Annotated in this window: 15 protein-coding genes; 9 read left to right on the top strand and 6 right to left on the bottom strand. The window is 63.1% G+C overall.

The window, feature by feature from the left end:
* Positions 1-239: 239 nt before the first annotated feature.
* The gene (locus tag ACKUUH_RS02020; protein ID WP_407948173.1) at positions 240-512 is read right to left on the bottom strand and encodes an usg protein; all 273 of its coding nucleotides are present in this window, start codon (positions 510-512) and stop codon (positions 240-242) included.
* 291 nt (positions 513-803) lie between these two features.
* Between ACKUUH_RS02020 and ACKUUH_RS02015 the strand changes: the two genes are divergently transcribed.
* From ACKUUH_RS02015 to ACKUUH_RS01995, 5 genes are all read left to right on the top strand, one after another.
* On the top strand, positions 804-1,796 hold the full coding sequence (locus ACKUUH_RS02015; protein ID WP_407948172.1) for an MDR family oxidoreductase: 993 nt from the start codon (positions 804-806) through the stop codon (positions 1,794-1,796).
* A 5-nt stretch (positions 1,797-1,801) separates the two neighbouring features.
* Positions 1,802-3,658 (top strand): AMP-binding protein, encoded by a 1,857-nt coding sequence (locus ACKUUH_RS02010; RefSeq protein WP_407948171.1) that lies wholly within the window; start codon positions 1,802-1,804, stop codon positions 3,656-3,658.
* Positions 3,659-3,678: 20 nt separating this feature from the next.
* Positions 3,679-4,320, top strand: a complete 642-nt coding sequence (locus ACKUUH_RS02005) for a LysE family translocator (protein ID WP_407948170.1) — start codon at positions 3,679-3,681, stop codon at positions 4,318-4,320.
* Positions 4,321-4,356: 36 nt separating this feature from the next.
* A complete protein-coding gene (locus tag ACKUUH_RS02000) occupies positions 4,357-5,907 on the top strand; it encodes an acetolactate synthase large subunit (protein ID WP_407948169.1) in 1,551 nt (516 codons plus the stop codon).
* A 126-nt stretch (positions 5,908-6,033) separates the two neighbouring features.
* A complete protein-coding gene (locus ACKUUH_RS01995) occupies positions 6,034-6,702 on the top strand; it encodes an outer membrane beta-barrel protein (protein ID WP_407948168.1) in 669 nt (222 codons plus the stop codon).
* Between the two features lie 78 nt (positions 6,703-6,780).
* Here ACKUUH_RS01995 and ACKUUH_RS01990 read toward each other — a convergent pair whose 3' ends face one another.
* The 3 genes from ACKUUH_RS01990 to ACKUUH_RS01980 all read right to left on the bottom strand — a co-directional run bounded on the left by ACKUUH_RS01990 (position 6,781) and on the right by ACKUUH_RS01980 (position 8,723).
* The gene (locus ACKUUH_RS01990; RefSeq protein WP_407948167.1) at positions 6,781-7,077 is read right to left on the bottom strand and encodes a hypothetical protein; all 297 of its coding nucleotides are present in this window, start codon (positions 7,075-7,077) and stop codon (positions 6,781-6,783) included.
* Positions 7,078-7,254: 177 nt separating this feature from the next.
* A complete protein-coding gene (locus ACKUUH_RS01985) occupies positions 7,255-7,614 on the bottom strand; it encodes a TIGR02301 family protein (RefSeq protein WP_407948166.1) in 360 nt (119 codons plus the stop codon).
* A 143-nt stretch (positions 7,615-7,757) separates the two neighbouring features.
* Positions 7,758-8,723: an NAD(P)H-dependent flavin oxidoreductase gene (locus ACKUUH_RS01980; protein WP_407948165.1), complete on the bottom strand. Its 966-nt coding sequence runs from the start codon at positions 8,721-8,723 to the stop codon at positions 7,758-7,760.
* 201 nt (positions 8,724-8,924) lie between these two features.
* On the opposite strand from ACKUUH_RS01980, the gene ACKUUH_RS01975 reads away from it, so the two are divergent.
* From ACKUUH_RS01975 to ACKUUH_RS01960, 4 genes are all read left to right on the top strand, one after another.
* Complete coding sequence (locus ACKUUH_RS01975; protein ID WP_407948164.1) at positions 8,925-9,128, top strand: hypothetical protein; 204 nt, start codon at positions 8,925-8,927, stop codon at positions 9,126-9,128.
* 80 nt (positions 9,129-9,208) lie between these two features.
* Complete coding sequence (locus ACKUUH_RS01970; protein ID WP_407948163.1) at positions 9,209-10,357, top strand: PQQ-dependent sugar dehydrogenase; 1,149 nt, start codon at positions 9,209-9,211, stop codon at positions 10,355-10,357.
* Positions 10,358-10,631: 274 nt separating this feature from the next.
* Positions 10,632-11,132, top strand: coding sequence for a helix-turn-helix domain-containing protein (locus ACKUUH_RS01965; protein ID WP_407948162.1), 501 nt, complete (start codon positions 10,632-10,634; stop codon positions 11,130-11,132).
* Positions 11,122-11,460 carry a DUF86 domain-containing protein gene (locus ACKUUH_RS01960; RefSeq protein WP_407948161.1) on the top strand — a complete coding sequence of 113 codons (339 nt, stop codon included), beginning with the start codon at positions 11,122-11,124 and terminating at the stop codon, positions 11,458-11,460. Before ACKUUH_RS01965 ends, ACKUUH_RS01960 begins: the two co-directional genes overlap by 11 nt.
* Positions 11,461-11,464: 4 nt before the next feature.
* Here the strand turns inward: ACKUUH_RS01960 and ACKUUH_RS01955 are convergent, their stop codons facing one another.
* Both ACKUUH_RS01955 and ACKUUH_RS01950 read right to left on the bottom strand, forming a co-directional pair.
* Positions 11,465-11,917 carry a DUF1772 domain-containing protein gene (locus tag ACKUUH_RS01955; protein ID WP_407948160.1) on the bottom strand — a complete coding sequence of 151 codons (453 nt, stop codon included), beginning with the start codon at positions 11,915-11,917 and terminating at the stop codon, positions 11,465-11,467.
* A 57-nt stretch (positions 11,918-11,974) separates the two neighbouring features.
* On the bottom strand, positions 11,975-13,129 hold the full coding sequence (locus tag ACKUUH_RS01950) for an L-lactate dehydrogenase (protein WP_407948159.1): 1,155 nt from the start codon (positions 13,127-13,129) through the stop codon (positions 11,975-11,977).
* Positions 13,130-13,250: the final 121 nt, after the last annotated feature.

The following is a 13,250-nucleotide window of genomic DNA, read 5'->3' as shown; positions in this document are numbered from 1 at the left end:
CATCGACCCTCATACCCGGCAACCTCCAATGCGACGGTTTCGCAGAGGAATCCCCTGTGGGAGGGTCTAAAAATCCGTCAGGATTTTTAGGGGAGGGGTCGGGATCGAAAACCGGAATGCCACCGCCAACGAGTTGTCCAACGAGAGCGGAGCATCCCCTCCCCGAAAATCTCGCTGCGCTCGTTTTTCGACCCTCCTCCTGTGGGAGGGTGGACCCGAAACCACCTTTGTGCGGACTATTAGTGAATCGCCCCCATGAAATCCGCATGGCGGAACTCGCTCGGATGGATCACCCGCCTTGTGCCGACGCGCACCGAATAAATCGGCCCGTCGAGTTCCCGTCCCCAGAAGTCGAGGAACTTCGACAGCGCCGGATATTTCGGCTCCATGTCGTAATCCTGCCAGATATAGCTCTGCAGCAGCCTGGGATGATCGGGCATCCGGTAGAGAATTTCGGCCGTCACCAGCCGGTAGCCTTCCAGCAGCTTCTTCAGTTCCGAAACCTGTCTCACGCTTGAACCTCCAGATCGGTGAATCCAGACGACAACGCCGCACATAAAGAGTCTCGCAACGGAAGAATCGTAGTCATGAAATTTTCACGCGTCGAGATTGACAAACTCTTGAGGCGTACGATTCGTTCAACAAATTCAATGGATTAGCACTCACATGGGTGAGCGAGTGCCAGCGCCGCCGCCGCCCGCCGCCCGCTCGCTTGACCGAAACCCGGATTTGGGTTCGTTTGTCGCCAACAGGGCATCCAGAAAAACGCTTCAAAGGCGTCAAAACCAAAGTCAGGACGGGAAATGACAGGGACGTTCCGCGCCATCCGCGTGTCGAAGGGCGAAAAGGCTCCGCAGGTCGAATTTGCGAACCTCACCGAGGCAGACCTCATGGAAGGCGACGTCACCGTCGCCGTCGACTATTCGACCGTGAACTACAAGGACGGTCTCGCGCTCACCGGCGCCGCGCCCATCATCCGCAACTGGCCGCTCATCCCCGGCATCGATTTCTCGGGCAAGGTCGAGAAGTCGGACAATCCGAACTTCAAGCCGGGCGAGCGCGTCGTGCTGAACGGCTACGGCGTCGGCGAAGGCCACAATGGCGGCTATGCGCAGAAGGCGCGCGTGAAGGGCGACTGGCTGGTGAAGTTGCCGGAGGCGATTTCCAACGAACACGCCATGGCGATCGGCACCGCCGGCTACACCTCCATGCTCTGCATCCTCGCGCTCGAAAAGAACGGCGTCACGCCGGACAAGGGCGACGTCCTCGTCACGGGCGCGGCGGGTGGCGTCGGCTCCGTCGCCATCGCCATTCTCGCGAAGCTTGGCTACCGCGTCATCGCCTCGACGGGCCGCGCCTCGGAAGCGGACTACCTGAAGGGCCTCGGCGCGGCGGAAATCATCGACCGGGGCGAACTCTCAGGCCCCGCCAAGCCGCTTGGCAAGGAGCGCTGGGCAGCCGCCGTCGATTGCGTCGGCAGCCACACGCTCGCCAACGTCCTCTCCATGACGAAATATGGCGGCACGGTCGCGGCCTGCGGTCTCGCGCAGGGTCTGGACCTGCCGGGCTCCGTCGCTCCCTTCATCCTGCGCGGTATCACGCTGGCCGGCATCGACAGCGTCATGGCGCCGATGGCGAAACGCGTCGAGGCATGGAAGCGCCTCGCCACCGATCTCGACATGAAGAAGCTCGACGCCATGAGCGTCCGCGCGAAGCTCGACGATGTGCCGAAGCTCGGGCAGGAAATTATCGCGGGCCAGGTGCGCGGCCGCGTCATCGTCGATGTGAACGCGTGAGAGGGATGACGGCCTTGGACATGAACACGCCGCCCTATCGCGATCCGGGCTATGTGACCCGCAAACTCGAAATCGAACGCCGCGCGGATGGCTCCATCATATTGCGCAATCCGCATCCGCTTCGCCCCGTGCCCTCGAACCTCATCGAACCCATCCGCAGATGGGCGGCCGAAGCGCCGGACCGCGTCTGGCTCGGCAAGCGCAAACCCGTAAAGCAGGGTCTCGGCGACTGGGATCTCCTGACTTACGCGGCCGCGAACGCGAAGGTGAATGCCATCGCGCAGGCGCTGCTCGATCGTGGCCTCGACAGCTCGAAGCCGGTGATGATCCTTTCCGGCAATTCGATCGAACATGCGCTCATGACCTATGGCGCGATCCTCGCAGGCGTGCCCGTTGCGCCGGTCTCGCCGTCCTACAGCACCATGAGCTCGGATTTCGACAAGCTCCGCTATGTCTTCGATCTCGTCGAACCGAAGCTCGTCTTCATGCAGGAAGGCGCCCCCTTCGAGCGCGGGCTCGCCGCGCTGAACCTGGACGGTGTTGAACTTGTAACCGTCGACGGCTCGCTCGGAACGCCCTTCGCCTCGCTCCTCGAAACGGCGCCGGGCAATGCGGTCGAGGAAAGCTATGCCGGGCTCAACTTCGACATGGTGGCGAAATATCTCTTCACCTCCGGTTCCACCGGCATGCCGAAGGCCGTCATCACCACGCAGCGCATGATGTGCGTGAACTCCGTCATGCCGAAAAGCGTGACGCTCGAAGAAGAGAACGAGGAGCCCTCCGTGCTTCTCAACTGGCTTCCCTGGAACCACTGCTTCGGCGGCAACGCGATCCTGAACAATCTGCTCGTCGGCGGCGGCACGCTCTACATCGATGGCGGGCGTCCGGTGCCGGGCGGTTTTGCCGAAACGGTGGCGAACCTGCGCGAGATCGCGCCCACAGCCTATTCGAATGTGCCCGCCGCCTACACCATGCTGGTGGACGAACTCGAAGCCGACGAGGCGCTGGCGAAGAACTTCTTCTCGCGCCTGCGCACGCTCGCCTATGGCGGCGCCGCCTTGAGCCAGGATCTCTACGACCGCATCCAGAAGGTCGCGATCCGCGCCGCGGGCGAGCGCATCGTCTTCTCGTCGGGATATGGCGCGACGGAGACGGCGCCCACCATCTGCAACGTCCATTGGCCGACCGAGCGGATGGGGCTTCTCGGCCTTCCGCTTCCCGGCATCGACCTGAAGCTCGCTCCCGTCGGCCAGAAGATGGAAGTGCGCGTTCGCGGCGATTGCATCACGCCCGGCTACTACAAGAACGCAGAGAAGACGGCAGAGGCCTATGACGAGGAAGGTTTCTACCGCCTCGGCGACGGCGCGCGCTTCCTCGATCCCGAGCGCCCCGAAGAAGGCCTCGTCTTCGATGGCCGCGTGGCGGAGGATTTCAAGCTTTCCACCGGCACATGGGTGAGCGCGGGCAAGCTTCGCGTCGATGTCGTCGCGAATTCGAACGGCGTCCTGTCGGATGCTCTCGTCGCCGGTCTCGATCGCACCTTCATCGGCATTCTCGGCTTCCCGAATATTCCCGCCTGCCGCAACATCGCGGGCGACCCGTCGCTTGCGGTCGAGGATCTGGTTCGCCATCCGGCCGTGCTGGAGCGTCTCGCGGAAGGATTGCGCACGCACAACAAGGGCAATCCGGGATCGAGCACCCGGGTCGTGCGCGCGCTCCTGATGACGGAGCCGCCGAGCGTCGACGCGGGCGAACTCACCGACAAGGGATACATCAATCAGTCGGTCGCCCTCGGCCGCCGGGCGTCGCTCGTCGAGAAGCTGTATGCGGAGCCGCCGGGCAATGATGTCGTGGTTGTCTGACGGGAAGGGCTGCTGCCGCCATGATTGATTTCGGTCTGGTGGCAAACGGTGTTGCGATTGGTCTTGCGGTCGCCGCGCCCATCGGCCCCGTCAATCTCATCGTCATTCGCCGCACGCTCCGCTACGGCCAGTTGAATGGCTTCCTCTCGGGCGCGGGCGCGGCCACGGGCGATGCGATTTTCGCCGCCATCGCCGCTTTCGGCCTCACCGCCGCCATCGAGATCGTCGTGCGCTTCGAAACCGCGCTGCAGATCGTCGGCGGCCTCTTCCTCGTGGCGCTTGGCACCCGCACCTGGATAGCGCAACCGCATTTCGACGAGGCGACGGAGGAAAATCTCTCCGGCGCCATCGCCGCGGTCTTCGTCACCACCTTCTTCCTCACGATCACCAACCCCGCCACCATGCTCGGCTTTCTGGCGATCTTCGGCGGCGTTGCTGGCCTCGCCGATGCGGGCGAGGATTACGGGCATGCGGCGACCATCGTGCTTGCCGTCCTGTGCGGATCGGCGCTCTGGTGGGCGGGGCTTTCGAGCTTTGTCAGCCTCTTCCGCCAGAAGATGAACGACCGCTTGCTCGCCGTCGTGAACCGCGTCTCCGGCTGTCTGATCGTGATATTCGGCGTTGTCGTTCTTGCGCGTGTCGCGATCGCGTTTTTGCTCTAATCTCGAAATCGAAAAAGAAATTCAGGGGAGTCGATCATGAATGGTGCGGAAAGCCTTGTGCGGACGCTGGTGAACTCCGGCGTCGAGGTGTGTTTCTCGAATCCCGGCACCTCTGAAATGCATTTCGTCGCTGCGCTCGACAAGGTCGACGGCATGCGCGCCATTCTGGGGCTCTTCGAGGGCGCCGTCACCGGCATGGCCGACGGTTATGGCCGCATGGCGGAAAAGCCCGCCGCGACGCTCCTTCATCTTGGGCCGGGCCTCGCGAACGGCCTTGCCAACCTTCACAACGCGCGCCGTGCGCAAACGCCTCTCGTCAACATCGTCGGCGATCACGCGACCTACCACGCGCAATATGACGCGCCGCTTGCTTCCGACATTGCAGGCTTTGCGCGCCCCGTCTCCGGCTGGGTCCATTCCTCCACGAGCCCGAAGACCGTCGCCGCCGATGGCGCCCGCGCGGTTCAGGCCGCGCGTTCCGCGCCGGGTCAGGTCGCAACGCTGATCCTTCCCGCCGACACCGCCTGGCTTGAAGCCGAACACGCCGCCGATGCGCTGCCGGTGCCCGCGCCCGCCGCCGTTTCCACGAACGCGGTGGACCGCGCCGCGAAGGCGCTGGCGAACGGCAAGAAGACGGCGATCCTCGTGCGCGGTGCCGCGCTCAAGGAAAAGGGCCTTGTCGCTGCCGGCCGCATTGCCGCGAAGTCGGGCGCGCGCATCATGTGCGACACCTTCGCGCCGCGCCTCCAGCGTGGCGCCGGCCGCGTTGCCATCGAACGCATCCCCTATTTCGCCGAACAGATCGTCGAAGCGTTGAAAGACGTCGAGCAGTTGATCCTTGTTGGCGCGAAGCCGCCCGTCTCTTTCTTCGCCTATCCGGGCAAGCCGAGCTGGTGCACGCCCGAAGGCGCGGACATTCTCTACCTTGCGCACGGCCATGAAGACGGCACCGCCGCCCTCGAAGCCGTCGCCGAAGCGATCGGCGCGCCGAAGGAGCCCGCGAATGTCGCGCCGCTTCAGAAGCCCGATCTGCCCAAGGCCGGCGCATCCTTCGACCAGTTCACCATCGGCCAGATCGTCGGTCACTTCCTGCCGGAAAATGCCGTCATCTCCGACGAAGCCGCGACCTCCGGCATCGGTTCGATGATCGCAACCGCGACAGCCGCGCCACATGACCATCTATCGCTCACCGGCGGTTCCATCGGTCAGGGCCTGCCGCTCGCCACCGGCGCCGCCGTCGCCTGTCCGGACCGCAAAACCGTCTGCCTTCATGGCGATGGCGGCGCGATGTATACGCTTCAGGCGCTCTGGACGCAGGCCCGCGAGAAGCTCGACGTGACGACCGTCATCTTCGCGAACCGCTCCTACGCCATTCTCAATGTCGAGCTGATGCGCGTCGGCGCGGAAAATCCGGGGCCGAAGGCGCTCTCCATGCTCGACCTGCACAACCCGGAGCTGAACTGGGCATCGATCGGCAAGGGCATGGGCGTCGAGTCCACCCGCGTCGAGACGGTCGAGGATTTCATCGACGCCTTCTCCTCCGCCATGAAGCAGAAGGGCCCGCGCCTCATCGAAGTGATGCTATAGCGGAAATTTGGAAGATGCCCGGGCGGCGAGGGGTATCAGTCTTCGCCGCCCGTTTTTTATTGACCTCACACCAATGCTCCTTAGTTTGCACGAGTGAAATTATGAGTTCGGCAAGGGGACCCCTCCATGAAACGCATTGCCTGTCTCGCGGCAGTCGCCGCTATGTTCTCAACGCCCGCGCTCGCCACCGACAGCGGCCATAACTGGTCCGGTTTTTATGTAGGTGCGCACGCGGGCTACGACTGGTTTGAAACGGAGACGAACGACTACTACGGCTACGACCACGACCTCGATGGCTTTTCCGGCGGCATTCAGGTCGGTTACGATCACCAGCACCCGAATGGCATCGTAACCGGTTTTATTGCCGACATCGGGTTGTCCGAGGCTTCCGGCAGTCGCAACATCGTGGACACGGGTGGCATCACCGTCGTCACGCAAACCCGCAGCAAGACCGAAGCCTACAGCACTTTTCGCGGCCGGCTCGGATATGCGGCAGGCGCGTTCCTTCCTTACCTCACAGGTGGCATCGCCTGGGCGCGGCAGGAAGTGGATTATTTTCAGGATTTCGGTTTCGGCTTCACGACGAATGTGAACGAGACGAAAAACCGGGTCGGCTGGACCGCCGGCGCTGGACTGGAATATGCGCTCAGCGACAGGATGTCGGTGAAGGCCGAATATCTCTACATGGATCTCGGCAGTGAAAATTACGCCGGCACATGGTTCGGTCTGCCGGTCGATGGCGATATCGACCTGACGAGTGATCGTGTCTCGCTCGGCGTCAACTTCCGCTTCTGACGAAAACATCGCCAATGAATAGCGAAGCCCGCCGTCTCGCAGGAAACGGCGGGCTTTCGGTTTGATATCTGCTTATGCCTAGTTCAGCACGCGGTTGAGCGTGAACTCGCCCTGACGCACGCGGTCGGCAAGACCGTTCGCCATCTCGGCCACGGCTTCCTCGCCATAGGCTTCCACCATGTCGGAAAGCGCCGCGAAGATCGCGGTGGTCGCGAGAATGTCGGCATCGACGCCGTCGCCGAGCGCTTCGTCCCAGGCGTCCAGAATGTTCTGAAGCGCAACGCGCCGCTGTTCGGATTCGGTGAGCGGGGAGGTGTCGTGTCCGTCCTCGTCGAGCGGACCGAAGCTGGCGTCTCCCGGAAAATCTTCTGCCATGGGTCCTCTCTCAGCGTTTCGCATGGGCCGCTTCGGAGCGGCGCATTCCTATTCTTCGCCTTTGTAACACAACAGCGTCGAATGTCTCCCGTTTCGTGAAAGGCAGGTTAATAGCCGTCACAATGGAAAGCATTGCGGAGGAGAAGGGACAGGGAAACCACGTCGACGGTATGGTTTCTATCGGCCGAGTCCGCTTGCGGCCAGTTCCTCGGCGAGCCGCTGTCCGTCCTGCATCAGCTTGTCGGATTGGGTTGCCGCCGTGCTCGTGCAGTTGGGATAGGCGTTGCGGTAGCGGTAATAGGCGTCGTTGAAATGCTTGATGAGCGCCTGGCGTTCCGTCTCGCTCGGACGCACCGCGCCCATCATCTCGATCATCTTGTTGCGCCAGAGCTGGCCCTCATTGGTGCCGCAAAGCGCCCGCAGATGGTGAATGCCGCCCAGCACTTCGGCCAGTTGCGCAACGCCGGCGGGCATCGCTTCGGCCCGCACGGTCAGGAAAGGGAGCAGGGCGAGCGCGGCCGCGAGCGCCAGCGGCAAAAACCGCCGCTTCCTCGTCGCCGTCCCGTTTTTGCACAAATCCTGTGCCATAAAGCCCCGAAGGCCCTCCTGTGGCCGCGGTGATCGCCTTGTCGCGATCACCGCTGCAGGAAATAGGCCTCATCGGGACGATACGAAACGGATCAGCCGAACTTCTTCAGCCGCTCGAGCACGGCCTCGGCTTCCGCCATCGTCTTTTCCACGATGTCCTTCGCCGGCAGGATGTCGTGGATGCCGCCCGCGCCCTGGCCCATGGCAAAGCAGGAGCGGTCGCGGTCGAGCCCCTCGATCTGGCCGCCGATGCCGCCCATCACATTGTTCTGATGCGACAGGATCGCCTGCTGCGGGAAGGGCTGGATGTCGGCGGGCCGGCTCTCCCAGTCCTGCACGTAAGGATTGTTGAACACGCGCATCGTCTTGCCGGAATAGCAGCGCGTCACGATCGTGTCCGTGTCCTTCGCTTCCACGATCACCTGGCGGTACATGTCGCCCGCATGGCTTTCCTTCGCCGCGATGAAGCGCGTGCCCATCCACACGCCCTGCGCGCCGAAGGCGAGCGCCGCCGCGAGCCCGCGCCCGTCGACGATCGATCCGGCCGCGATCACGGGGATCGTCTTCACCGCGTCCACGATCTGCGGAATGAGCGCCATGCCGGCCACCTTGCCGGTATGCCCGCCGCCTTCCGTGCCCTGCGCGATCACGCCGTCGAGGCCGGCCTTCTCGCCCGCCACCGCATGTTTCACGGTGCCGCACAGATTCATGACCTTCATGCCGGCCTTGTGCAGCTTGTCGAGAATGTTGTTCGGCACGCCGAGACCGGAAATGAACGCCGCCGCGCCTTCCTCGATCATGATGTCGGCGGTCCTCTCCAGCGATTCCGGAACGGCCGCGAGCAGGTCCACGCCGAACGGCTTGTCGGTCAGGTCCTTCACCTTCTTCATCTGCACACGGATTTCTTCCGGCTGCAGCCCCGCCATGCCCAGCGTGCCGAAGCCGCCGGCATTGGAAACGGCGGCGGCGAGTTCCGCATAGGAAACCCCGCCCATGCCCGCCAGCATGATCGGATATTTGATGCCGAGAAGGTCGCAAAGCGGTGTGTGGATCGTCATTGGGGTCTCTCCCTGCACGCGGAAAACCCGGCGCCTGCCGGTTGTTATTTAGTTCGGTTACCTAACTAAATAATTGCAATCTTGATGTCAAGCAACCCGCTACCTTAGCGGCAAGCTATGGTCGATAGACGATTTAGTTGCGATGATGGACGCTGCAGCCCGAGGCCGGAGCCGCGGGGCGAATAAGACAGGGGCGGGAAAATGAAGCAGCAGATTAATCCGAGACACGCATTTTCTATCGTGGTTGGTATCGCTGCTGTGACGCTGTTAGAGCCTATGCTGGAAACTCATTTTTTGGGATTTCAGTACAACGGCGTAGTTCCGGCGGGAGTGCGTGCTGGGCTGGGAGTTTTTCTTGGTCATTGTGCCTATTTTGTTTGGCTTCGTTCAACAAAATCAATCTGACTCATTGCTCGGCGCCCGCCATATTTTTGTCGGTTGCGCTGGCAATCCTGTGTGCTGCTCTGAATATAAGCTGGTGCTTCATGTCCGCTCGCAGCCTTGCCATCGTTTCCGTCCTTGCCGCCGCCCTCGCAGCCCCCGCCTTCGCCCTCGACCGGACCTTCGTCACGGAGAAGGTGAAGATCCGGGTCGAGACGGTGGCGCAGGGCCTCGAACATCCCTGGGGCCTCGCCTTCCTGCCGGACGGAAATTTTCTCGTCACAGAGCGGCGGGGCTTCCTGCGCATCGTCACGCCCGAGGGAAAGATCGGGAACGCGATCTATGGCGTGCCGCAGGTCGATGCGCGCGGGCAGGGCGGCCTGCTCGATGTCGCGCTCGATCCGGACTTCGCCGAAAACCGCCTCGTCTATCTGAGCTATGCCGAGAAGGGTGGGGACGGGAAGAACGGCACCGCCGTCGCGCGCGGCCACCTCACCGAAAGCCTCTCCCCGCAACTGCGCAACGTGGAAGTGATCTTTCGTCAGCAGCCGAAACTGCCGAGTACGCTCCACTTCGGCTCGCGTCTCGTCTTCGACCGCGAAGGCCACCTGTTCATCACCATGGGCGAGCGCTCGAAGAAGGAATTTCGCGGCCAGGCGCAGGAGCTCTCATCCCATCTCGGCAAGATCGTCCGCATCCGGCCGGACGGAACCGTGCCGGACGACAATCCCTTTGTGAACAGGGAGGGCGCGCTTCCCGAAATCTGGTCCTGGGGTCACCGCAATGCGCAGGGCGCGGCGCTTCATCCCGAAACCGGCAGGCTCTGGGAGAACGAGCACGGGCCGCGCGGCGGCGACGAGGTGAACATTCCCGAGCCCGGCAAAAATTACGGCTGGCCCGTCGTCACCTATGGCACCGAATATAGCGGCCTGCCGGTCGGCGAGGGCGAAAGCGCGGCGCCCGGCATGGAAGAGCCGGCCCACTACTGGGTGCCCTCCATCGGCCCCTCCGGCATGGCGTTCTACACCGGCGATGCCATTCCCGAATGGAAGGGTTCGCTCTTCGTCGGCGGCCTCGCCCGCCCCGGCCTCTACCGCCTCTCGCTCGACGGCGACAAGGTCACGGGCGACGAGCCCATGCTGAAAGACCTCGGCCTGCGCATCCGCGATGTGCGCCAAGGCCCCGACGGCGCCCTCTACCTCCTCACCGACGAAGAAGACGGCCAGCTCCTCCGCATCGTGAAGGCGGAGTAGGACGCTTCTTTCCCTCTCCCCGCCGGGGAGAGGGAGGGAGCATCCGAAGGATGCGGAAGGGTGAGGGGGCGCTTGAGGCACCTAATTCCCACAACCTCCCAACCCGTCATTGCCGGGCCCTCCTTGATGATCAAGAAGGCCGGCAATCCAGAAGCCGCGTCAGCGGCGTCTCTCTCCGCAACGACCCCTTTCAGTCCCCTATCGCTCACATCGAACATTTTATCATCAATGTATAATATTTGACAAAAAGACATATATTATACATTCTATCACTATGCAGACTGCCAGCAACAGCCTCACCCCCGCCGACTGCCGCGTCGCCCGGGCCCGTCTCGGGCTCACTCAGGCGGAGCTTGCCCGCCGCGCCGGTATTTCGCGCGCGACCCTCGTCAACTTCGAGAAGGGCAGGGGCGAGCCGCTGCGCGCAAGCCTGCAGGCGCTCCAGTCCGCCCTGTCGGATCGCCCCCAACACAGAAGCCGCCTCGCCCATGTGCTCCGTACACTGCAGAAAGCGCGTCCTGAACTCGAGGAACAGGGCGTTCTTCATCTCGCCGTCTTCGGCTCCGTCGCCCGCATGGAGGACAGGCCGGACAGCGACATAGACATAGTGGTGGATGTCGATCCCGCCCGCCGCATCGATATTGTGAGCCTGGCAGGCATCGGAGGGTTCATTGAGCGGCTTCTCGGGTCGTCTGTCGACATCGTCCGCCGCCGCCCGGACATGAAGCCCGAACTCAAGGAACATCTCGCCGAGGACGAAATATATGTCTTCTAGCGACCCGCTGAAGCGCATCGCGGACATACTCGATCAGATCGCGCGGATTGAGAGCCATATCGCGGGCCTCGATCTCGCCGCCTTCCGCACGAATGCACTTGCGCAGGATGCCGTCGAGCGTTGCCTTGAGCGCATTTGCGAAGCCGCCCGCAAGATCGGCGAGGAATTGGATGAACGCTATCCGGACGTTGACTTTCCGAACCTGCGCCGCTTCGGTTCCATTCTCCGCCACGACTATGGCGACGTGGACGTCGAAATCATCTGGCAGGTAACGGTAGGCAGGCTCCCGCTCCTGAAAGCCGCTTGCCGCGCCGAACTCGGCCTTTGATCCATCACTCCCGCCGCACGACGACGCTCAGCGAAACGCAGAGGAAGGCGACGAAGGTCAGCACCGCGTTGACCGCGTGCCCATATTCCCATTGGGTGCGTAGCGCGTCCCAGTTCGCGGGGATGCTCGTCCAGTTTTCCGTCGCCCCGTTCGCCGGATAGACAAAGCCGAAAAACAGAAGCAGCACCGCCAGCATGGAAGCGAAAGCTGCCGTCGCAAAAACGCAGACCACGCGCTCTCGCCGTACCGCAACGGCAAGAGCGAGATTGGCGGCGAGCGATCCGAACAGCGCGATGCCGAACAGGCTCCAGCCCGCATAAATCTGCTGCACGACGAAATATTCGTCGCGCCCGAGCGCCATCTTCCCCGGCAGTTCGAAAAAATGCGCACCGGCAGGGATCAGTGCGAGTGCAGCGAAAACAAGGGCTATGAATTGCAGGAACGAAACCGGCCTCATGGTTTCCTCCTTTCCCCATCTCCACAAAAACGCGCGAAGGGGGAAAGCGTTTCCGCTTCACGCAATCGCGCTTTTGTCGATCTCGCTCACCTTGGTGAAGCCCGTCAGCGCCATGGCGACGTTCATCTCGCCGCGCATCGTGGAGAGCATGGCGGAGACGCCCGCTTCCCCGCGCGCCGCCAGCGCAAAGGCCCATGCCCGTCCGAGCAGGCAGGCATCCGCGCCGAGCGCCACCGCCTTCACGATGTCGAGCCCGCTCCTGATGCCGCCATCGAGAAACACCGTCGTGGCGTCGCCCACCTCCTCGCGGATCGCGGGCAGGGCGTCGATGGTCGCGGGCGTCGAGTCGAGCTGCCGTCCGCCATGGTTCGACACCACGATCCCGTCCGGAGCGAGTGTCTGCATCGCCATGCGCGCATCCTCAGCGTCCATCACCCCCTTGATGATGATCTTGCCCGGCCAGTTCGCGCGCACCCATTCGAGGTCTTTCCAGGTCATCGCCGGATCGAGGTTCTGCGCCACCCAGGCGCCAAACTCGCCGAAGCCCTTCGCATGCGGCACCGCCTCGCGCAGATTGCCGAAATCGAGCGGCTTGCCGCCGATCGCGACATGCCGGAGCCAGTGCAGGCGCCGCGCGTAATCGGCGGCGACGCGAAGCCGCTTGCCGAGCGGCATCGGCGCGTTCATGCCGTTCCTGATGTCGCGGTAGCGCGCGCCGAGCACGGCAAGATCCACCGTGAAGACGAGCGCGGTGCAACCCGCCTCATGCGCGCGCTTCATCAGCGCCGCCGCATAGCCGCGGTCCTTGATCACATAAAGCTGGAACCAGAAGGGCTTTGTCGTCGCTGCCGCCACTTCCTCGAGGGAGCAGATGCCGACCGTCGACAGCGTATAGGGCACGCCGAACTTCTCCGCCGCCTTCGCCGCCTGCACTTCGCCGCGATGCGCGAACATGCCCGCAAAGCCGACCGGCGCGAGCGCCGCCGGGATCGTCCACCTGTTGCCGAAGATTTCGGTCGTCGTGTCGACCTTGCCCACGTCGCGCAGCACGCGCTGGCGCAGCTTCAGCCGCGCGAAGGCTTCCACATTGTCGGCGAGCGTCCGTTCCGCATAGGAGCCGCCGTCGAGATAGTCGAAAAGCTGCGTCGGCAGCCGCTTCCTCGCCAGCGCGCGATAATCCGCCACCGACACCGGATTGAGATCGAGACTCACAATTGCCGCCCTCCCACTTTCTTTCACCCGCCCATTTAACCAATACCGTCATGACCCGCTTTATGCGGGTCATCCACGTCTTGGATACACGCAAGAAGCTTAAAGACGTGGATGGCCCGGA

The organism is Parvibaculum sp., assembly GCF_045863935.1.
In the GTDB taxonomy this organism is placed as follows: domain Bacteria; phylum Pseudomonadota; class Alphaproteobacteria; order Parvibaculales; family Parvibaculaceae; genus Parvibaculum.
This window is presented reverse-complemented; position numbering and strand designations above follow the sequence as displayed.

Excerpts from the sequence above, each read along its gene's own strand:
- ACKUUH_RS02015 (WP_407948172.1), top strand. The coding sequence starts at position 804 with ATGACAGGGACGTTCCGCGCCATCCGCGTGTCGAAGGGCGAAAAGGCT.
- ACKUUH_RS02010 (WP_407948171.1), top strand. The coding sequence starts at position 1,802 with ATGACGGCCTTGGACATGAACACGCCGCCCTATCGCGATCCGGGCTAT.
- ACKUUH_RS02005 (WP_407948170.1), top strand. The coding sequence starts at position 3,679 with ATGATTGATTTCGGTCTGGTGGCAAACGGTGTTGCGATTGGTCTTGCG.
- ACKUUH_RS02000 (WP_407948169.1), top strand. The coding sequence starts at position 4,357 with ATGAATGGTGCGGAAAGCCTTGTGCGGACGCTGGTGAACTCCGGCGTC.
- ACKUUH_RS01995 (WP_407948168.1), top strand. The coding sequence starts at position 6,034 with ATGAAACGCATTGCCTGTCTCGCGGCAGTCGCCGCTATGTTCTCAACG.
- ACKUUH_RS01990 (WP_407948167.1), bottom strand. The coding sequence starts at position 7,077 with ATGGCAGAAGATTTTCCGGGAGACGCCAGCTTCGGTCCGCTCGACGAG.
- ACKUUH_RS01980 (WP_407948165.1), bottom strand. The coding sequence starts at position 8,723 with ATGACGATCCACACACCGCTTTGCGACCTTCTCGGCATCAAATATCCG.
- ACKUUH_RS01975 (WP_407948164.1), top strand. The coding sequence starts at position 8,925 with ATGAAGCAGCAGATTAATCCGAGACACGCATTTTCTATCGTGGTTGGT.
- ACKUUH_RS01970 (WP_407948163.1), top strand. The coding sequence starts at position 9,209 with ATGTCCGCTCGCAGCCTTGCCATCGTTTCCGTCCTTGCCGCCGCCCTC.
- ACKUUH_RS01965 (WP_407948162.1), top strand. The coding sequence starts at position 10,632 with ATGCAGACTGCCAGCAACAGCCTCACCCCCGCCGACTGCCGCGTCGCC.
- ACKUUH_RS01960 (WP_407948161.1), top strand. The coding sequence starts at position 11,122 with ATGTCTTCTAGCGACCCGCTGAAGCGCATCGCGGACATACTCGATCAG.
- ACKUUH_RS01955 (WP_407948160.1), bottom strand. The coding sequence starts at position 11,917 with ATGAGGCCGGTTTCGTTCCTGCAATTCATAGCCCTTGTTTTCGCTGCA.